Annotated in this window: 16 protein-coding genes; 6 read left to right on the forward strand and 10 right to left on the reverse strand. The window is 56.6% G+C overall.

Annotation, left to right across the window (positions count from 1 at the left end; genetic code table 11):
- Nucleotides 1–149 precede the first annotated feature (149 nt).
- Genes Q371_RS03875 through Q371_RS03885 form a run of 3 tightly spaced genes read right to left on the reverse strand, consistent with a single transcriptional unit; the run spans nt 150 to nt 4,142 of the window.
- Nucleotides 150–2,594 (reverse strand): alpha-mannosidase, encoded by a 2,445-nt coding sequence (locus tag Q371_RS03875; RefSeq protein ID WP_051963175.1) that lies wholly within the window; start codon nt 2,592–2,594, stop codon nt 150–152.
- Nucleotides 2,587–3,168, reverse strand: coding sequence for a D-sedoheptulose-7-phosphate isomerase (locus Q371_RS03880; RefSeq protein ID WP_034336343.1), 582 nt, complete (start codon nt 3,166–3,168; stop codon nt 2,587–2,589). Before Q371_RS03880 ends, Q371_RS03875 begins: the two co-directional genes overlap by 8 nt.
- A complete protein-coding gene (locus Q371_RS03885) occupies nt 3,165–4,142 on the reverse strand; it encodes an ROK family protein (RefSeq protein WP_034336346.1) in 978 nt (325 codons plus the stop codon). The genes Q371_RS03880 and Q371_RS03885 overlap by 4 nt, the downstream gene beginning before the upstream one ends.
- 255 nt (nt 4,143–4,397) lie before the next feature.
- Here Q371_RS03885 and Q371_RS03890 point away from each other — a divergent pair, with 255 nt between their 5' ends.
- Entirely contained in the window at nt 4,398–5,312 is a 915-nt protein-coding gene (locus Q371_RS03890; RefSeq protein WP_034336349.1) for a carbohydrate ABC transporter permease, read from the forward strand.
- Nucleotides 5,309–6,193: a carbohydrate ABC transporter permease gene (locus tag Q371_RS03895; protein WP_051963177.1), complete on the forward strand. Its 885-nt coding sequence runs from the start codon at nt 5,309–5,311 to the stop codon at nt 6,191–6,193. The genes Q371_RS03890 and Q371_RS03895 overlap by 4 nt, the downstream gene beginning before the upstream one ends.
- Nucleotides 6,194–6,243: 50 nt before the next feature.
- Here the strand turns inward: Q371_RS03895 and Q371_RS03900 are convergent, their stop codons facing one another.
- Complete coding sequence (locus Q371_RS03900) at nt 6,244–7,479, reverse strand: sensor histidine kinase (RefSeq protein WP_157442500.1); 1,236 nt, start codon at nt 7,477–7,479, stop codon at nt 6,244–6,246.
- Nucleotides 7,466–8,125, reverse strand: coding sequence for a response regulator transcription factor (locus Q371_RS03905; RefSeq protein WP_034336355.1), 660 nt, complete (start codon nt 8,123–8,125; stop codon nt 7,466–7,468). Before Q371_RS03905 ends, Q371_RS03900 begins: the two co-directional genes overlap by 14 nt.
- A gap of 158 nt (nt 8,126–8,283) precedes the next feature.
- Here Q371_RS03905 and Q371_RS03910 point away from each other — a divergent pair, with 158 nt between their 5' ends.
- From Q371_RS03910 to Q371_RS03925, 4 genes are all read left to right on the forward strand, one after another.
- Complete coding sequence (locus Q371_RS03910) at nt 8,284–8,784, forward strand: heme-binding domain-containing protein (protein ID WP_034336357.1); 501 nt, start codon at nt 8,284–8,286, stop codon at nt 8,782–8,784.
- A gap of 206 nt (nt 8,785–8,990) precedes the next feature.
- Nucleotides 8,991–10,190: a DUF5666 domain-containing protein gene (locus tag Q371_RS03915; protein WP_034336360.1), complete on the forward strand. Its 1,200-nt coding sequence runs from the start codon at nt 8,991–8,993 to the stop codon at nt 10,188–10,190.
- A gap of 326 nt (nt 10,191–10,516) precedes the next feature.
- Entirely contained in the window at nt 10,517–10,732 is a 216-nt protein-coding gene (locus Q371_RS03920) for a hypothetical protein (protein ID WP_157442501.1), read from the forward strand.
- Complete coding sequence (locus Q371_RS03925) at nt 10,714–11,265, forward strand: alpha/beta hydrolase family protein (RefSeq protein WP_245618217.1); 552 nt, start codon at nt 10,714–10,716, stop codon at nt 11,263–11,265. The genes Q371_RS03920 and Q371_RS03925 overlap by 19 nt, the downstream gene beginning before the upstream one ends.
- Before the next feature lie 154 nt (nt 11,266–11,419).
- Here the strand turns inward: Q371_RS03925 and Q371_RS03930 are convergent, their stop codons facing one another.
- From Q371_RS03930 to melA, 5 genes are all read right to left on the reverse strand, one after another.
- Nucleotides 11,420–13,195, reverse strand: a complete 1,776-nt coding sequence (locus Q371_RS03930; protein ID WP_034336366.1) for an ABC transporter substrate-binding protein — start codon at nt 13,193–13,195, stop codon at nt 11,420–11,422.
- 534 nt (nt 13,196–13,729) lie between these two features.
- Nucleotides 13,730–14,779 carry an endo alpha-1,4 polygalactosaminidase gene (locus tag Q371_RS25275; protein WP_051963181.1) on the reverse strand — a complete coding sequence of 350 codons (1,050 nt, stop codon included), beginning with the start codon at nt 14,777–14,779 and terminating at the stop codon, nt 13,730–13,732.
- 55 nt (nt 14,780–14,834) lie between these two features.
- A complete protein-coding gene (locus tag Q371_RS03945) occupies nt 14,835–17,246 on the reverse strand; it encodes a hypothetical protein (RefSeq protein WP_034336371.1) in 2,412 nt (803 codons plus the stop codon).
- Between the two features lie 463 nt (nt 17,247–17,709).
- Nucleotides 17,710–19,014, reverse strand: coding sequence for a Gfo/Idh/MocA family protein (locus Q371_RS03955; RefSeq protein WP_034336376.1), 1,305 nt, complete (start codon nt 19,012–19,014; stop codon nt 17,710–17,712).
- Nucleotides 19,015–19,079: 65 nt separating this feature from the next.
- The gene (gene melA, locus Q371_RS03960) at nt 19,080–20,396 is read right to left on the reverse strand and encodes an alpha-galactosidase (protein WP_034336570.1); all 1,317 of its coding nucleotides are present in this window, start codon (nt 20,394–20,396) and stop codon (nt 19,080–19,082) included.
- Nucleotides 20,397–20,443 lie beyond the last annotated feature (47 nt).

Below are 20,443 nucleotides of genomic sequence, written 5' to 3' on the forward strand. Positions count from 1 at the left end.
GAGGCAGCCCCAACAGGGCTGCTTTTTTTGGATGGGTCAGCACCATCCAAAAAAAGCCCAGAGGAGTGAAAGCCATTTCTCTGGGCTTTTTATTCTGTTTGTTCACTTCCTGAAGGGCTTTTTCTCGCTGTCTACTGTAAACTTCCCCCTCACACAGGGAACTCCAGCAGATTGGTTTCCTGCAAGCCCCCACTTTGCACTTTGTAAGTGCAGATGCCGTAAGCAGGCACCTTCACCTCGAACACCTCCCCGAGCATGGTGGCTTTGCAGGTGGTGTTCAGGCCGTGGGTTTCCACCAGACGGAGCACCAGATCTGAACCGTCTTCGGCCAGTTTGACCACGCTGAGTTGCACGTTTTGGGCGTCCACATGGGCCAGAGACTGGCTTAAGGGAAGTTTCCCCTCATGGTAGGTTTCGATGATCGCCACAGCAGGCTGATTGAGGCTCTGGCTGAGCCTTACCGTTTCGGCATCCCGCCAGGTGCCTGCATGCGGATGGATCAGGTAAGTGAAGTGCTGTTCCCCCTGATCGATGTAACGGTATTCCCTGTCATCAGAGGGCACGTAAGGGTCATGGTGGGCGTAGATGGGGCTGCGCAGCACCGTCAGGGCGAGGGTGGTGTCTTGCAGGCTGTAGCTGGCTTTGGCGTCGTTGATGAGGCTGACCCCGCAGATCTGCCCGGTGCCCCGGTACACCCCGCTGAGGTCCAGCCAGCTCTGGCCGGGTTTTTCGTTCTCGTCGGCAGGGCGGGTGATCACCCCGTAAGGGACCTCGTAGGTGGCTTGTGGGAAGTGCAGTTGCAAGGGAAACAGCAACTTCAGGACCCGGTGTTTTTCGTGCCAATGGACGGTGACTTTCACTTCGAGGTGCCGGGAGTGGGCATACAGGCTGAAGTCCTGCCAGAGGGTGCTGTTCTGGTACACCGAACGCATGCGCACCGTCCGTTTGACGGGGCCATCTTCAATGATTTGAAGGCTCTGCCCCTGAAAGTGCCCTTCAAGGTTTGGGTAGCGCAGGATGCCGTGGCTCCAGGTGTCGGAGGGGTCGTGGTACACCGATCCCTGTGCAGCCGGGGCCTTCAGCATTTCGGTGTCCAGTTCCTTGTTGTAAAGGCTCTGGATTGCCCCGAGGGTGGCATCGAAAGTGACTTTCAGGAAGGGGTTTTCCAGAACGATTTCAGGGGCTGCTTCTTGCGGGGTGGGCTGCACTTCACCGGGAACCATCCGGTAGGTGCGGTACCCCAGAGCAGGCAGGTCGGCCATGAACGTGATGCGTTTGCGCCACCCGGACACGGTGGCTTCGCTGCGCACCACCTGATGGGGGACAGGGTTCCCCTGATCGTCCAGCAGCACATCGCCGGGTTTCAGACCGCCGTATTCCAGTTCGATGGGCAACTTCGCCTCAAAGCCATGCGGATTGAAGACCACAATCGGCTTGCTGCCTTCCAGAAAGGGAATGTGGACGTTCCAGCTGATGCTCTGCACTGCAAAATTCAGGGCTCTGGAAGCAATGGACAGGGATTCTCCCAGTTCGTTGCGGGCGTCTTCGTAGGCGCTTTCGATGCTGGTTCCGGCCAGAATGTCGTGGAAGTGGTTGAACAGCACGTTCTTCCATGCCCTTGCAAATTCCGCTCTGGGGTAAGGCTGCCCGGTCAGGTGGTGGGCCAGAGCCGAGAATTTCTCGGCGCGGACCAGCAGGTTTTCGGCTTTGCGCACCCACTGTTTGATGCCCGAGTGGGCCGCGTAACATCCGATGGCGTGCATTTGCAATTCATCGGTCCACACCGGGATTTTCTCGCGTTTTTCCACGGTTTCAAAGTAGCGGTTGGGGGTGCTGAGCACCAGCTCGGGGAATTCTGGGTTTGTGTTCAAGTGATGGATGGAGTCGATGTTTTCTCTGGTGGGGCCTCCACCGTGGTTGCCGACCCCGTAAAACACCATCAGTTCGTTGACATCTGGGATTTCGGTGGTGCATTTTTTGATGTGCACCTCAAGGTTTTTGCCCCATGTGCAGTATTCGTAGGGAATCCGGAAGGTCAGCACCTGAGAGCCGTCCGGCGATTGCCACTGAAAGAGCCTTGAAGGCAGGCCCATTTCGTGGGGCCCGGGCCGCATGAAGGTGTAATAATCCATCCCGCTCTTTTTGAGGATCTGGGGCAAGGTCACGGCATGCCCGAACGAATCCGGGTTGTAGCCGACCTTGGCGGTGGTGCCAAATTTTTCCAGAAAGTACCTCTGGCCGTACAGTCCCTGCCGCACAAAACCCTCTCCAGAGGGCAAATTGCAGTCGGGCTGCACCCACCATCCGCCCACGATTTCCCATCGTCCTTCTTTGACCCGCTCTTGGATTTCCCGGAACATCGCCGGATCGTTTTCCTCCACCCATGCGTGGTGGGCTGCCGAGGAGCAGGTGAACACGAAATCCGGGTATTCCTGCATGCGGTCCAGGGCGCTCCTGAAGGTGGCTTTGACCTCCTGAAAGCCTTCCTGCCAGTTCCACAGCCACACCGGGTCGATGTGGGCGTTTCCGATCATGTGGAACACGGCTTTTTTCTTGGACGGTGAGGAGGGGAGGGGGTCGGGTTTTTCAGACATGTTGTCCTTCCAGAATGGCTTCGTCGATGTTCTCGCAGATCACGTGGATGCAGAAAATGTGCATTTCCTGAATGTGGGCGGTGGTGGTGCTCGGGACTTTCAGCGTAAGGTCTGCGACTTCAGGAACCCCTTCTCTGGCCCCGGTCAGCATGACGGTTTGAAGGCCTCTGGCTTTTGCGGTTTCGATGGCCCGCAACACGTTCTGGCTGCTGCCACTGGTGGAAATGCCAATCAAGACATCTCCCGCCTGCCCGAGCCCTTCCACCTGCCTTGCGAACACCTCCTGATAGGCGTAATCGTTGCCAATGCAGGTCAGGGCGCTGGTGTCGGTGGTGAGGGCCACTGCGGCCAGAGGTCGGCGTTCGCGCCTGTACCTTCCGGTCAGTTCGGCAGCGAAATGCTGGGCATCTGCTGCGCTGCCTCCGTTTCCACAAATCAGCAGTTTCTTGCCGTCCAATAGGGCCTGAATGCAGGTGTCACCGATCTGTTTCAACTGGGGGGCCAGTTCAGGCAATTTCTGGAAAGCCTCAAGGTGTGCGGTGTGGTAGAGCTCAAAAATGTCATGACTTGTCATCGGAGCACCTCATGAAAAGCATGTTGCAGGGCCACCGCTGCCGCCCCGAGGATCCCCACCGCATTCCCGAGTTCAGCGGGCACGATGTCCACTCCGGCATTCAGGTCGGGAATGGTCAGGGTGTTCACCCTCTGGCGGAGGGGTTCAAACAGCTCGGGTCCAAAGTTGGTGACCCCTCCACCCAAAACAATGCGCTCTGGGTCAAAGGTGTGGATCACGCTGGTGATCCCTGCGGCCAGCATGTCGAGCGTTTGATTCCAGAACATGCGGGTCAGGGGATCTTGCTGTTTCAGGGCTTCCAGCACCGTTTCGGCGCGGATGCTCTCAAGGTCGCCTGCCAGTTGGGTCAGCAGGCTTTCCGGGTGCTGTCGGGCAAGGTCTCTGGCCCTTCTTGCGATGGAGGTCCCAGAGCAGTAGGCTTCCAGACACCCCCGGTTTCCGCAGTTGCAGGGGTGCCCTCCGTGCTGGATGGTGATGTGCCCGAGTTCTCCGGCGTTGCCGTGCTTGCCCCGGTACAGTTTCCCATCGATGATGATGCCCCCACCAATGCCTGTCGAGAGGGTCAGATAAACCATGTGTCTGGTGCCCCTGCCTGCGCCGAACTGGTGTTCCGCAAGGGCAGCAGCATTGGCATCGTTGTCGATGTGCACCGGCAAATTCAAGGCGTCTTTCAGAAGGCTCCCGAGGGGATAGTCCAGCCATCCGGGCAGGTTGGGGGGGTTTTTGATGGTGCCGGTGGTGGTGTCGAGGGGTCCACCGCAGCCCACGCCCACCCCCTCAACCGCATGGTCTTGCAGCAAGGTGCGGCTGAGGTCCAGAATGCGGGAAAGCACCGCGTCTGGGCCTTCGTGGGCCTGTGTGGGGCAACGCAGGGAGGCAAGGAGTTCTCCGCTTCTGGAGACGATGCCAATGGCGAGTTTGGTTCCGCCAATGTCGATGGCAAGCACCTTCGCAGGATGTTCGGTGGTGATCATCAGGGGAAATCTCCTTTGGCCGGGGTGGAAGAGGGTGATTTGTGGATGCAAGGATCAATCGGGCTCAGGGAACTTCCCCTGCCCCACACTCTGGACGGTCTCTTAAGAACAGCATATACCAAAATCCCGAATTTTTTAATATATTTAAGTAAATAAAAACGGATCGCTCAAGGCCCCAGGGTCCCCACCCGAGGCCAGCACCCAGGAGGCCCACCATGCAAGGCACATTCACATGCCCGCAGAAAAGAGGCACACATGCCCAGAATGTCTAAACTCCGGCAGAAAGAAGCCCTCACCGGATACCTGTTCATCATGCCGTGGCTGCTCGGCTTTCTGCTGTTCACCGCTGGCCCGATGTTGTTCTCCCTGTTCGCCAGTTTCACCAACTACGACATCACCAGCCAGATGCGCTGGGTGGGTTTTGACAACTACCGCCGGCTGTTCTTCGATGACCAGTTCTTCTGGGTGTCTCTGGGCAACACTGCCTTTTATGCGGTTTTTGCGGTGCCCCTCAGCATTGGGGTGGGACTGACCATCGCCGTGCTCCTGAACCAGAAAATTCCCGGCCAGAGGGTGTTCAGAACCATCTTCTTCCTGCCCAAAGTGCTGACCGGGGTGGCAGTGTTGCTGCTGTGGTTGTGGGTGTTCAACCCGGACCTTGGCCCCATCAACACCTTCTTAAGGGCCATCGGCATCAAATACCCGCCATTCTGGTTCGGTGATCCCCTCTGGGCCAAACCCGCCCTGATCATCATGAGCATGTGGGGGGCCGCCGGGGGGTACATCATCTACCTTGCCGGGTTGCAGGGCATCCCCAAAGAGCTTTATGAAGCCGCCAATCTGGACGGGGCCACCCCCTTACAGCGGTTTTTCCGCATCACCGTGCCCATGATGAGCCCCACCATCTACTTCAAGCTGATCACCGGCATCAGCGGAGCCCTGCAATTCTGGGAAGCCGCCCTGATCATGTCTGAAGGGGGCAAAGGTGGCCCCTCTTACTCCACCCTGTTTTACGGGCTGTACATGTGGCAAACCGCTTTCGGGGACTACCGCATGGGATACGCATCTGCCATGGCGTGGATTCTGCTGTTCATCACGCTGGGCATCACCCTGCTGCAAAACCACTTCTCCAGACGCTGGGTGTACTACGAAGGCGAGGCCAAAGAATGACCACCGACAACCTGCCCCTCAGCCCCACCCGCCGCAAAGGCACCGGGACCCGGTTTGTGGACCGGCTCGGCAAATTTCTGGCCTTTGTTGTGCTGGTGATCATCAGTGCCCTGATCATCTTCCCGGCCCTCTGGATGCTCTCGACGGCTCTGAAACCGGACGTGCAGGTGTACGCCAATCCACCCATCTGGATCCCGAGCCCCATCAAATGGGAAAACTTCATTCACGCGTGGACCCTTGCGCCCTTCACCCGCTACACCATCAACACCACCCTGTATACCGCAGCGGTGATTGTGGGCACCTTGCTGTCCTGCTCTCTGGCGGCTTACGGGTTTGCCAAACTGCGCTTCCCCGGACGAAACCTGCTGTTCACCATCCTCTTGTCCACCATGATGATTCCGGGCATGGTCACCATGATTCCCCAGTACATCCTGTTCTCCAAACTCGGGTGGGTGGGCACCTACCTGCCCCTGATTGTCCCGAGTTACTTCGCAGGCGCGTTTTTCACCTTCCTGCTCAGGCAGTTTTACCTGGGCATCCCCAACGAACTTTCTGAAGCTGCACGGGTGGATGGGGCCAGCGACCTGTGGATCTGGTGGAAAGTGATGGTTCCGCTCTCCAAACCCGCTCTGGCCACTGTTGCGATCTTCACCTTCGAAGGGACCTGGGATTCTTACGTGGGACCATTGCTTTACCTCAACAGCGACAAGCTTTATACCCTGCAAGTGGGTTTGCAGTTCTTCCGCACCGCCTCAGAAGTGCAGTGGCAATACCTGATGGCCGCCAGCATTCTGGTGATGCTCCCCGTGATCATCATTTTCTTTGCGTTCCAGAAGTATTTTGTGGAAGGGGCTGCCATTGGCAGTGGTGTGAAAGGCTGACTTTTGGGGTCGCTCAAAAGCCTCCTGCAAATCAGGAGGCTTTTTGATGTTCACCAAGACAACTGCACTTCAAAGCCTCCCTCGGGCAGGTTCCTGAACACCAGAGTTCCATCGATGGCCTCTGCCACCTGCTGCACATAAGCCAATCCCAGACCGCTCCCTTCGATGTCTGTAGAAGCCCTGAAAAACGCTCCGGTCAGTTTGTCCAGCAGGGCTTCGGGCACCCCCTGTCCGTGGTCACGGACCTGCAAAGTGCGGGCCTGAAGGTTCACATCCACAGGTCCACTGCTGTATTTGAGGGCGTTGTCCAGCAGGTTCCGGATGGCATTCCCCAGAGCCACACGGGGCAGGTTCACTTCCAGAGGATCGGGGCTGTCCGGGTGCAAATGGAAGCGTGCTTGCTGCTCTGGCGAAAAAGAGCCCATTTGTTCTTGGACCAGTTGCTTCAGGTCAAAGGGGATGGGTTCTCCAGTGCCTCGAGCGAGGTGAAGCAGGCCCTGCAGGATGGATTCCATTTGCCTGGTGTTGCTGGAAACCACCTCCAAAAATTCCTGCTCGGGCATCACTCCGGCTTGCACGGCCCCCAGATTGGCTTTGATGGCGGTCAGGGGGGTGCGCAACTCATGGGAAGCGTAGCGGGTGAAACTCCGTTCCCGGTCTGCAGCCTGACGGAGTTGGCTGACCATCTGGTTGAAACTGCGGGTCAGCTCTCCCAGAGCGTCATGCCCTTCTGCTTGCAGTGGAGAAGGGTAATGCGAGCGGGCCAGCTCTCCAATGGCATGTTGCAGTCTAGAGAGGGGCAAAAGCAGGTACTTCAAGAGCAAAAGGGCCATCACCACTGCAAAAACCACGCTGAAGCCAAGGGTGGTGAGGCTGGATTTCAGGTATTCCTGCAAAGCCTGATTGTGCTCTGCAACATTGACGGCCACCTGCAAGGTCGTCCGGTCATTCAGGGTCTCTTTTTTCACCATCCAGCCCGTGAGGTTTTGTGGAAAGGGCGGCACAGAGGAGGCCACCACTTGGTTCCCCTCCAACACTTGCCACCGGCCTTCCAGTTCCAGAACTTCAGGCTGGTGTTCCAGCACTTCGAAGTGCAAAGCCTCGTCCTCGGTTTCATGTTCCAGCTCGATGGCCACTTTCAGGGTTTCCACCAAGCGCACGAGGTCACCCTGCAGATCGTTTTGCAGGGAATGCTGAAACCCCAGATAACCCAGCGTGGTTTGTGTTCCCGTGGTGATGAGGGCCACCAGCACCAATCCTCCCAGCAGGCGGCTACGAAAGTCCAAGGCGGTACCCTCCCGAGACGGTCACGATCACCTGAGGCCCCAGTTTGTCCCTGAGGCGCATCACGTACATCCGCAAAGACTGGAGGGGGGTCTCGGCGTCTGGAAACAACCGGTCTGCGAGGGCTTCGCTGAAAAACACCTTCTCGCTGTCCAGCACCAGCACCTCCAGCAAGGCAAATTCTTTCTCGCTGAGTTGTTTTTCCTGCCCATCCCACCAGACCCGACGCAACTTCAAATCCACTTTCAAGGGTTCACGCAGAAACACCCGGCTGCGGTTGCTGCCATCCCGGCGCAACAAAGCCCGCACACGGGCCAGCAACTCCTGAACATCAAACGGCTTGGTCAGGTAGTCATCACCCCCGAGGTCCAGCCCTTCAATGCGGTCTTCGATGGCATCTCTGGCGGTCAGGAACAAAATGGGCCGCTCAAAGCCCGCTTCCCGAAGCTGTTTTGCCAGTTGAAGTCCTGCATTCTCGCCGTCTGGAAGCATGATGTCCAGAATCAACAGGTCGGGTTCGGCCTCTGCCATCAGGTCCAGTGCAGCTCTGGCGGTGCTGGCCCAGCGCACCTGATGTCGGTCATGTTCCAGCATCATGATGACCGGACGGGCCACGTCTTTGTGATCTTCCACCAGCAGAATGTGCATGTCGTTTCCTCGGGGTTCATTGAAGCACTCGGGCATCACAAAGCGGTAAATGCCCTGTTATCTTTTGTTTATTTTCCCATTCTAAGCTGGTTTCAGAGGGATGCTGGACCCCACCAGCACCGCCAAGTCTCTGTTTTGCTGGATGAAAAGGAAACCCCATGTCAAAACACAACACCTTCTGGAAAACCGCAGGTCTGGTGCTCGGGGCTGCCTTTGTGTTGATTCAACTGGTGCCTTATGGTCATGCCCACAACAATCCTGCTGTGCAGACCCAACCCAAATGGGACAGTCCCACCACCGAAGCCCTGTTCAACCGGGCCTGTCAGGATTGCCACAGCAACCAGACGGTGTGGCCGTGGTATTCGAATGTGGCCCCCATGTCCTGGCTGGTGCAAAACCATGTGGATGAGGGGCGCAGCAAATTCAATGTGAATGCCTCGGGTTACGGTGAAGATGCCGATGAGGCCGCAGAAGCTGTTCAGGAAGGAAAAATGCCCGAGAAAACCTACCTGCCCATGCACCCTGAGGCCCGTTTGACCGTTGCAGAAACGGCCCAACTTGTGCTGGGCTTGCAAGCCACTTTTGGTGGTGCAGAAGGAGGAACAGAGGGTGAAAACGAAAAGGGGACAGAGGCCACGCAGGATGGAGATGCAGACTGAGCACGCCTTCTGCTTTCATGCACGGCTCAGGAGGTTGTGATAAAAGTGTAACAAGTAAGGTGTAAACAATAATATTTCATCTCTGTAAGCGCTTTTTTTGTCGCTTGCGCTTTGTGCTGTTTTGCGTCTCACAGGCTGATTTTGCTTCTGATTTGATCAGATTCACATCAGCAAAAGCCTTTACATTGAACCACAGGAGGCAACCCATGAACCGATCCAAAGCCCTCACACTGATGGGTCTGGCACTGGCCATCACCGCATGCAGCACCACCCCTTCTGTCACCGCACCAACCGTTGGCATCAACGGCATCGTGACCCAGAGTGCAGGAACCCTGATGTTCAATGGCAAAGCCTTGCTGCTCGATTCGGCCACCATCACCAAAAATGGCACGGTCACCACCAAAACAGATGTGCAGGCCGGAACCATCATTCAGGGCACCGCCACATTGGACGACAAAGGCTACCACGTTGAAGATGCCGACCTGCAACGCGAAATCAAAGGTCCAGTCAGCGCCACCACCAGCGACAGCCTGACGGTGCTCGGGCAAACCGTGACTGTGGATGCCCTGACCGAAATCGTCAAAGAGACCGGAAAAGGCACCTTTGCCAACGCCGTTCTTGCCGATGTGACCGTGGGTGCAGTTGTAGAGGTGTACGCCACCCCAACCGCCACCGGACTGCTGGCCACCCGCATTGAAATTGAAGACACTGAAACCGAATCCGAAAAGCACGAAGTCGGTCTGAGGGGCAACGTCAGCAACCTGAACACCACCGACAAACTGTTTGACATCAAAACCTACCGGGTGCTGTACGGCAGCGCAGATGTACGAGGCACTCTGGCCGATCAGGCCATCGTGGAGGTGGAAGGCACCCTTGAAGGCACCACCGTCACCGCCAGCAAAGTGCATGTGGAAGATGCCGAACACGAGGAGCACCACGAGCAAAACGAGTTGGTGGGTGTGGTTTCCACCCTCAACCTGGAAAGCAAAACCTTCCTGCTCGGGGATTACACCATCGACTTCAGTGCCCTGACCCTGCCAGAGGGTTTCAGCGAAGGGGATCGCGTGGAGGTCAAAGGCACCCTGGATGCCAGCAACCCCAAACTGATTCACGCCACCCGACTGGAAGTGGAGTTCGAAAAACCCGAGACCGAGATTGCCGACCATGAAACCACCGGTTTGCTGGGCAGTCTGGACCCTGTGAAGGGCAGTTTCCAGGTCGGAGACCTCAGCTTCTATGTGGATGGCACCACCATCGTGGATCTGGGAGGCACCAAGGGGACCCTTGCGGACCTCAAAGACGGTCTGAAGGTGGAAGTGAAATACGAAGACACCAAAAACGGACTGGGATACTTCCATGCGGTGCGCATCTCTCTGGAGGAGGAGCACGAGGGCTCAGACGACTGAGTGAAGGACCGAAGGTTTTGATCCATCAAGCCAGAGGAGCACATCCTCTGGCTTTTTTCTTGGGACACATGTGGATCACGCTTGCTTGGGTGAAACACAACATTTCGGTCACCAAGCAACCCCACTGACCCGTTTCAGATTCATATTAAAGTCATATCAATCGAGGGTAAAAATCCTATTGGACATTTGAATGGGGTTGCGCGATACTGCTTTTGAAGCCCAACCCGAGCATCACTTCTGTTCAGGCCATGACCGTTCAAGTCATGCTGGATGCTGTTTTGCTGTCGTTTGGTTCCATTTCCCTGCTTTCTGATGAAAGGAATCCCATGTCGAAATCCCTATCGAAATCCCTGCTCACCCTGACGCTTGTTCTGGGACTGGGTGCTGCATCCGCCCAGAATGCCGTGACCTTTCCCACCTCCGACGACCTGACCATCCACGCCCTTGAGTACCCCAATCCAGAAGCAAAGGCGGTTGTGCTGCTGTCCATCAGGCCCATTCCAACAAAACCGAGTATGCCCCCATCGCGCCCGAGTTTGTGAAATTGGGTTTTGTGGCTCTGGCGGTGGACCAGCGGGTGGGTGGAACCCTGTTTGGTGCAGGCAACGACACCATCCGGGTGAATGGTGGAGGCTACTTCTACGATGAAGCCATGCCAGATGTGGAAGCCGCAATCCTCTGGGCCAAAACCCAACACCCCAACCTGCCTGTCTGGTTGGTGGGCAGCAGTTACTCTGCGATGCTGGTGTTGCAGGCGGCTGCCGTCCATCCCGAGGTGCAGGGGGTGCTCAGCTTTTCTCCGACCCTGTCTGGCGACAAAGACCTGATGGTGGAAAAACTGGGCAAACTGGACAAATCAGCGGTGTTCATCAGCAGTGCAAAAGCGTCCAGTGAAGTGGAGGCTGCAAAGGAAGTCTTCGAAGCCATCAAAAGCCCCAACAAGATTCAGGTTGTGCCGTCCCTGATGGGGGTACATGGGGCCAGCATCCTGCGTCCAGAGCGTGCAGAAATCGGAGGCACCGAAGTGTGGGAAGCGGTGCGAAAGTTCATTTCAAAGCATTTGACAGAGCAATAAGAGGTTGATGCTTGAGGTCGTGTTGTTTGAAATAGAAGGATTCTTGTGAATCCTTCTGTTTCACTGTTAAACGCAGCAAGTCACCTCAAATCCTTTTGACCCCTCAAAAAAACTGCGCGAGGATGTCCTCGCGCAGCACAGCACATGTTGAAATTTACTTCTCGTTGATCCAGCTCAGCACGCCGTAACGCAGACCGAAGTAGCTGCTGGCCCACAGGGGGGTGGCGAGTTTCTTGGGCAATTCACCTTGCAGACGGCTGTCCCAGGCGTAGTGGGCGCTCTGGCTCACCAGGTAGATGTTGCCGAGGTTTTCGGCTTGCAGGGCCTGAATCTTGTTGGCGATGGCCTTGCGCTTGTTGATGTCAAACTCTTTGCGGCTTTGCAGGTAGAGGTTGTACATCTGGGTTTCCCAGGGAGCGATGCACTTCTTGGAAGCGTTGTAGTTGTTCAGGTCACCACCGCACTGGAGCACAGCAGCCACACCGACGGGGTTGATGAATCCACCACCGCTCAGACCGCTGATGGCCACATCGAATTTGCGGTCCAGTTTGGCAGCGTCACCCTCTGGTCCAACGGTGTCCAGCAACTGGTTGAAGGGGATGAAGTTGGTTTTGACATCCACACCCACTTTTTTGGCTTCGTCGGCGAACAGACGGGCCAGTTGCTGACGGCGGTTGTTCTCAGAGTTGGTGATCAGGATGAAAGACAGTTTGCGGCCTTTGCTGTCTTGCAGCATGCCATCTTTGCCTTTCTTGAAGCCCATCTGTGCAAGCAGTTTGGCTGCGCCAGCGGGGTTGTACTTGTACTTGTCGACGTTGGGGGCAACCCAGTCTTTGTACAGGGGGTACACGCTGGTCCAGGCTGCGAAACCGAAGCCACCCAGCACCTGATCGATCATGGCTTCTTTGTTGACCAGCATGCTCATGGCCTGACGGAAGCGCTTGTCACGGAACCAGCCCTGTTTGACAGGATCGCTGGATTTGTTCATGTTGAAGTACATCATGTCCACAGAGGTTTGTGGTCCGACGTTGGCTGCAATTTCCACGTCCAGCTTGCCGCCTTTTTTGGCTTCAGCGATCTGGGAGAGCTGATCGCGGTTGCTGGGGGCGTAGATGTCGGTGTTGCCAGCGAGGAACTGGGCCAGAGCGGCGTTCTGGTCAGGCACGATGTTGTATTGCAGGCTGTTGATGTAGGGCAAGGCGCGTCCAGCACTGTCCTTGTTCCAGTCGCCGAAGTATTTGTTTTTGGTCAGCACCACGCGCTCACCGAGCACGTAACGTTCCACTTTCCAGGGGCCAGCCACCACGAGGTCTTTGGGATCGGTCTTCAGGTCCCAGAGCGCCTTGACACCTTCTGCGCCTTTGGAGCGGTAGGTCGCACCAAACACGTGGTCAGGACGGGGGTTCAGGTAGGAGATGGTCTCCAGGTTTTGGATGGTTTTGGCAGGGAAAGTGATGGAAAGGGACAGGTTGCCCAGTTTCTTCCAGGTGACTTTCTTGTCCCCTTCGTAGAGGTAAGAGTACAGGCTGTCGCCCACTTTTTCATCGGCAATGATGTTCAGGGTGCTGATGAAGTCGTCGGCGGTGATGGCCTGACCATCGGACCACTTCAGTTCGGGACGCAGGGTGAAGGTGAAGGTGCGTCCATCTTTGGAGATGGTCATTTTGTCGGCCATGTAAGGCTCGTAGTCGCCACTGACGGGATCAATTTTGATCAGTCCGCCTTCACCGTCATGCAGCTCGGGCAGGCTGGGACGGCCCTGAGAAGTGAAGGGGTTGTAGGTGTCGAAGTCTTTGAGCTGGACCATGCGCAGGGTGCCACCGGTTTTCACTTCGCTGGGCTTGCTGGTGGTCACGTTGGCAGACCACACGTAAGGAGCGGCGAAAGAGGTGGACATCAAGGCGGCCATTAAAACGATGGACTTTTTCATGCATTCTCCTTGGGACCGTGTTTCCGTGCAGATTCACGGGGATTCCTGTGGTTCGGTCGGGTGGACGATCCACCCCTGTACACTCTCGGGTTTTTCCCGAGGGGGACATCACTTTCTGCTGAGCAGACCATGCTGTGTTTTTCCGCTGGTTTGCAGTGCATGCTCCTGATCCTGAACGCCGGGGGCCTGTTGAAGGGCGTGCAGGACGGGATTGTATACATCTGGCAAGCGGAAGAATTTTCTCATTTGGTCCTTTCGCGGCGAAGTAAAGTAGCAGTCGGCTCACTTTATACCATATATATTTTTGATTTGGGCAGGATTTGAAAAATAAAGTCTGTCTTAGGGTTTGCCCATGGGGTGGGGAATGCCCCAGTTCAAAACCCTGCGGTCTGTGCCACACGCAGCATAATCCCGGACCTCGGGGCAGATGCCCCCAGAGGGTTGCTGGGAGGGCTCTGGCAGGTTCTCAGATCACAACAAAATCACAGGGGAAAGGCTGGAAGGTCACCCCTCCAGCCTCTGAAGCCGTTCAGATCACCAGGTGCCAAAAGCACAGGTGGTCGGGTTGGCGTTTGCGTCAGGAGAACCACCGTTGTCGTATTTTGAACCCGAGACGTTCAGCTTCAGGCTGCTTGCCACCTGCACCCGGGTTCGGGTGTCACTGCTGCTGTAACGGCCACTTTTGAAAGTGGTGCAGTTGGTCACCAGGTATTCGCGCACAAAAATGGGCTTGTTCAGGTCCCTGAAAGGCTTCATTTCCCCGCACTCCTGATACTTGAAGCACTCTTCGTTGATGATGCCGTCAAAAATCCGGGCAAGTCCGGGTTTGCCTGCTGGAACCTCTGCGGCACCATCGGCAATTTGCCCGAGGTCGTTTTTCAGGAGGATCTTCAGGCCCATGCTGTGTGCGGTGTTGGCGAGCCACACATTGAAGTTGTACTGGTCGGTGGCTGTGATGCCCGAGACATTCTTGTGGGCGTCAATGTTGTCCGGTTCGATGGCCTCACATCCCAGCGTTTTCACCCGTTGCATGTGCTCGGTGAGGATGCGCCTCAGCAGGATGTGTTCAGCGGTGCTGCTGGAGGCGGTGAATCCTGCAATCTTGTAAACGTATTCATCCCAGCCGGGAAGCTGGCTGCCAGCCAGTTTCTTGAAAGTGAGCTGGTCTCCGGTCATCTGTCTGGTCTGGCCTCCGTAGGTGTAACTGCTTTTGCCTGCCTGAATGGCCAGAGAGACCGCCTGTGCTTCTGAGAGATTGCCCGAGCCGTTGGTGAGCACTTTGTTGATGTTCAGGCGACTGAAGTTGTCGTACTCCCAGGTGCCTGCACTGAAGTAACACAACACGGCTTTGGAAGCGGCATGCAGGCTGGCAACGCTGCTGGGGGTGGCGTTCCATGCGTCCTGACTGACCACCTGCGATGCCGAGGAGGTCAACACCTGAGCGATGCGGTAATCCCAGCTTCTGGGCACCTGTGGAGAGGCGAACACATCGGGGACCGCCTGCCTGCTTGGGGTTTCAGCAGAGAGGGTCTGGGCACAGGAAACCAGAGAAACAACGCACAGCAATGAAACCAACTTTTTCATACATGCTCCTTTGCAACAGAAAAGATCACAACTCAGAAATTCATAACTCAGAAGATCACAGTGGATGAGAGACCGCAATGCCCAGCGTGTACTGCGTTGGGCCATTCAACAACAGATTGGGGGTGTTGGCCGGGATGCCTGAAACGGCAGGGAAACGCACCACGCTGCCTGCTCCGCTTCCAGTGCTGTTGGTGGAATTGACCACCCACAGGTTGCCCAAGCTGTCCACATCCACATCAAACGGGCTGAAAAGGCCAGAGGTGTAAGTGGCCAGCACTCTGGAATCGGCGTTTGCTGTGTATGGACTGGAAATCAGGTTGAGGGTGCTGAGTTTCACCGCTTTGCTGTTGGGTCCATCGTTGCCCACCACGTACAGGTTGTTCTGCCCATCAAACGTCAGCCCTTTGGGGTTCAGGCCAGAGACCTGCCACACCAGATCGGGAGCACTGCCTGAGGCCGTCAGGGGGTTGGCAAACAGGGTGATGAGTCCGTAAGTGGTGCTGACCCACAGGCGGTTCTGGCTGTCGATGGCTGCCCGGAAGGGATAACCATAAGTGCCCGCAGGAAAATTGAAACCAGAGGTTTCGGTGGAGGATCCGGGGGCAAAACGGCTGATTCTGGGGGTTCCTCTGGCCGCTCCTGACCAGTCAAGTGCACTGCTGACCACCCAGAGGTTTCCTGTGCTGTCCAGAGCTGCACTGGTCGGGTAATTCAGGCCACTCAGGATTTGCATGGGCTCGCTCAGGCTGAAAGGGGCGTATTTCAGGACCCGTCCAGCAGGTTGAGGTGCAGCCGGGTTGCCCACATTTTCCACCACAAACTGGGTTCCATCCGGGGCCACCGCAATGTCATAAGGCTGGGAGATGTTGCTGGCTTTGCGGTTTTCGGTGCTGCTTGCGGTCAGGTTGGCCTGCGAATCAAAAGCCGAGACGGTGCCATTCCCGGCATTGGCCACCCACACTGTTTCCCCATTGACGTTCACCACATTCAGGCGCAGGTCGTACCGCATGCTCGCTCCAGCACTGCTGGCAATCACTGGCACGATGTAGGTTTTCAGGGGGGTGGCGCTGGCGATGTTCATGGTCAGGGTGACCTGTGTGTTTGGGCCGGGTGTCACCTGTGTGGCACTGAAACTTCCCGTCACCCCAGAGGGCATTTTCCCAAACCGCAATTTCACTGGACTGGTGTACCCGTTCACGGCCCCCACATTGAGGATGGCGGTGCTGACACTGCCGGGTTTGCTGGTCAGCGCTCGGGGCTGAAACACCACCGAAAAGTCTGAAGCGTTCTTGTAGGTGTAATTGCTGCAACCACTGAAACTGCGGATCTGTGCGGTGCTGTCCGGGTAGCTGAACAGCTTCTGGAAGTATGCATCCGAGTAAGCCGGAATCCAGCCGTGGGCACGGGACACCTCGTAAGACAGGCAGGCGAGGTCGGTGCGGTCTGGTGTGGCAAAATCCTGTGCAAAAACCACCCCACCCCGAGCAAGGTAAGCATCGGCGTGCTGGTCACGGTTGATGCGGTAATTCTGATCGTTGGTGCGTTGTGGCTCTGGGGTCTGGGCATAATACGTGTTCCAGCTCAGGTAATTGGCCCCATTCAAGGTGGGGTTGGTCTGCGTGGTGCTCGGGGGAAGGTAACGGGTGGTGGCCACCTCGTGCATGACGGCATCAATGTAACCTTCGGTGCCGTCTCCACTGTTCTCACTGTCCAGCACCAGATCAAAACCACCGTTTTGCACCAGAATGCCGCTCGGGTAGGCTTCCCTGAGCGCTTTGATGGTTGTGATGTACCCTGCCCGCATCTGTGCGTAACTGGGGCGGCTGGCATACAGGATCAGGTTTTCGTTTTCAAAAACCGTGCTGGGGGTGCCTGCACCGAAAAATTCTGCATCATCTGCGGTGTCCAGGAACAAGCCATCAAACTGCCTACTCCAGAGCGCCTGTGCCTGTGACACCAGAAAGGCTCTGGCACCGGGGTTGGTGAGGTCCAGCATGGGTGCCTGATAGCTTTTGTTCATGCCGACCACCCATGAAGCTGGAATCACTGGCGTTCCCACAATGGTGTGGTTCTGGGGATCGCCCTTGTCCCACCCGAGGAGTTCCCATCCCAGTTTGGGCACCCCATTGATGTAGTAGGTGTTGTAAATGCCGATTTCTCCGATGGAAAGGTAAGAGATGGCATACCCGATGGTTTGCAGCGCCTGAATGTTTTCGTTGCTGACCGCGTTGGGCTGCACGAAAGCAATGTCCCGTTTTTGCAGTTCATCAAGATCTGCGGTGGTGGGGGTGCTGTAAAAGGTCGCGTAATTCAGCACTTTCAGGTTCCCCTGACTGTCCCTCAGGCGGGAGGGGGCTTTGGTGGCCTGTTGTTGTGTGGTGGTGGCCTCTGGGGGTTGTGGTGTGGTTCCACAAGCGGAAAGCAATCCAAGGGTGAGCAGCAAAGTCAGGGTGCGAATGGTTTTCACAGGCAATACCTCCGGTGGCCTCTCCGTTCTGGACAGGCAAATCAGTTTCCCTTCTGGTTGGTGCATCAAAGCGTGGTCATAAACGTAATGGAACTGTATTGAAGTTATCACTGCATGCAATCAATGTCAATCATTTCTATGATCAAAAATGATTTATAGATCTGGTTCAATGATTGGAATTGAAAAACCCCAGCACATGGCTGGGGCAGAAGTGGATGTCTTGGCATCAGAGAAAGCATAAAGTCTGGGGTTTGGCCCCTCAACTGAAAAGCGCTCAGCGGTCAGCCATCAGCATTCAGCGAAAAGCTGATCCAGAGGCTTTTGCTTTCGAAAGCACAAAGACCAAACAGAAAACCCTCTCAGGTTTTTCAATGAAGAAGACCTTCCTTCTGGCTGAATGCTGAATGCTGACGGCTGATGGCTCTTGACGGCTCTAACCAGCGACTTTGCCCCTACCCTGACCTCAGAAAGACTTCACAGGTTCTTCCAACCCATATCGTCCCCTGAAAGCCTCCATGTCCACCAGAGACCGCTGCAAACGGGCCTCTTCGATGGCAAACGCAAGGTACTGGCTTTCCAGATACTGGCGGGTGGGAACTGGGCTTCCAGAGCGCACTGCCTCGATGAAAGCCTGACACACCCCATCGTCGCCCCCTCCGTGGCCCATTCCAGCGGTGCCTTTGGGGGCCTCAATGGGAATCGGGTGGCCTCCAGTCACATAAGAGGTCTCAAAAGTATGGGGTTCCAGCCAGATTTCCTGCTTGCGGTCTGTGAACACCCCCCGCAAGGTGGCTCTGGTGCCATCGATCCGCACAGATCGCCCTTCTTCGCCCGAGTGACCATGCATGGACAGGACCCCGGTTGCGCCCCCCTCCAGCTCAAACATCACCACCTGCGTGTCCACCACATCGTTGTCGGTCTGGTACACACACTTCCCATAAGGGCCTTCCTGCAAAGCTCTGGTGCGCCCTTGCAGGCTCAGGTCGGTGCTGATCACATTGACCGGCCAGTGGACGTAATCGTTCAGGTAAATTTTGGCGGCATGAAAGGCACAGCTTTCTGCCGCGGGGCAACCGTCCAGACAGCGCTCTGGTGCCCCTTGGGGTGCATTCTGGGACCGGAAGTGCACCAGAGACCCGAAACTGGACAGCCTCTGGACCTTTTGGGGCAAAATCCATGCCAGTTGATCAAGGTCATGGGAACATTTCGCCAGAATCATCGGGCTGGAGCGCTGGGTGTTGGACCAGTTGCCGCGCACAAAAGAATGGCTGTAATGGATTGCAGAGACGTTCTCCGACCACTCGAAGTGCACCACCTCCCCGAGTTGCCCGGACTGCACCACCCCATGCAGCGTGGAGAAAAAAGGGGTGTACCTGAGCACATAAGCCAGCATCAACACCTTGCCAGAGGCTTCCGCAGCTCTGGCGATCCGCACTGCGCCGGGCAGGTCATTGGTGATGGGTTTTTCCAGCAACTGGTGATGCCCGAGTTCCATCACACGGGTGGCACTGGCTTCGTGCAGGTGGTCTGGCAGGGCATTCACCACCGCCTGAATGGGCAAGTTGGCCTCCAGTGCGTCCTGCCAACTGGCGAAACTTCTGTGCTCTGGAATGCCATGCTCGGTCATCATGCGTTGGCGTTTGGCCGGATCTGGATCGGCCACGGCCACAAATTGCAGTTGCTCGGGATGTTGCAGCGCCCAGCGGGCAAACACATCGTAACCCCGGCTGCCTGCGCCCAGAAGAAGGGCCTGAATGGGTCTGGTCATGGAAAACACCTCTCTGGAATGGGAAAATGCTCAGGATGGGGCGAGGCACACTTGGCCCTGCAACCTCAATGGCGAACCAGAAACGCAGGCAAATGGGCCTGCTGGGCCTCCACCAGTTCATCAAACATGCTGCGGGCTTCTTGCAAAGAGCATACCGCTGCGGTCAGGGGATCGAGCATCAGGGCGTGCACGGCAGCCTCACGGTCTTCTTGCAGCACCGCCTCAACGGCCAGTTCATGAAACGCCATGTGCTGGCGGTCCAGAGCGGCCAGATGCTCGGGCAGCCGACCAAAATGGGTGGGATGAATGCCGTTGGCATCCAGCAAACAGGCCACCTCCACGCATCCCCCCTGAGGAAGGTTCTCGATCAGACCGGTGTTTTTCACGTTTCCGTGAATCACTTGCGGTCTTCCGAGGGTCAGGGCTTCGATCACCTGAGATCCAAACTCGTGGCTGCGTTCCAGTTCAAGGGCATCCAGACCCTGCTGGATGGTTTCTCGGGCGTGCCGGTCGTGGCTTGCGCGCCAGAGGGGCCAGTTGTGGGCGTAATAACCGCTCTCGCCCCGGTATCCAGCGCGGGTGTGACGCTCGATCAGGTCTTTGCGCTTGCGAAAGTAGGGGGTGTATTCAGACACATGCCCACTGGATTCGGTGGTGAAGGCCCCGAGTTGCAACAGCATCTCGAAACGCACTGGGTCCTGCTCATGGATTTCAGGCACCCTGGCCTTTGCCATCAGGTCCGGGTACACGTCCTGACCCTCCACCTCCAGTTGGGTGAACCAGCTCAGGTGGTTGATGCCAGCACACTGGTAACGCAACTTTTGGGCCTCCACCCCGAGGTACCCAGCAATTTGCTGAGCGGTCCCCTGCACGCTGTGGCACAGCCCGATCACCTGCAACGGGGTGGCACGGGTGGCCAGCAGCACCAGAGCGCTCATCGGGTTGGTGTAATTCATCACCACGGCCCTCGGGCAGATCCGCTCGATGTCTTGCAGGATCTGGTGCCAACTCGGGGCGGTCCTCAGGAATTTGAACAGCCCTCCCGGTCCGATGGTGTCTCCGATGCACTGGTCCACCCCGTACTTCAGGGGAATCTGGTAATCGTGCTGGACATTTTCCAACCCAGAGACCTCTATGCAGGAAATCAAGAAATCGGTGTTTGGAAGGGCTTCAAGGCGGTTGGTGGTGGCCGTTACGCGGAAAGGTTTCCCGGATTTTTGCACCGCCAGTTCGGCCAGTTGGTGGGCCAGTTCCAGACGGAGGGGATCGATGTCCACCAGAGCAAATTCACCTGCATCCAGTCCTGCAATGCACAGCACATCGGTGACCATCTGCTGCGCGAAAACGGCGCTGCCTGCGCCCAGAATGACGATCTTGGTCATGGTTTTTCCTCTCTGAGCAGGGTGTCTGCTGTACAGTCTGCGGATGG

Source organism: Deinococcus misasensis DSM 22328 (assembly GCF_000745915.1).
Lineage (GTDB): Bacteria > Deinococcota > Deinococci > Deinococcales > Deinococcaceae > Deinococcus_C > Deinococcus_C misasensis.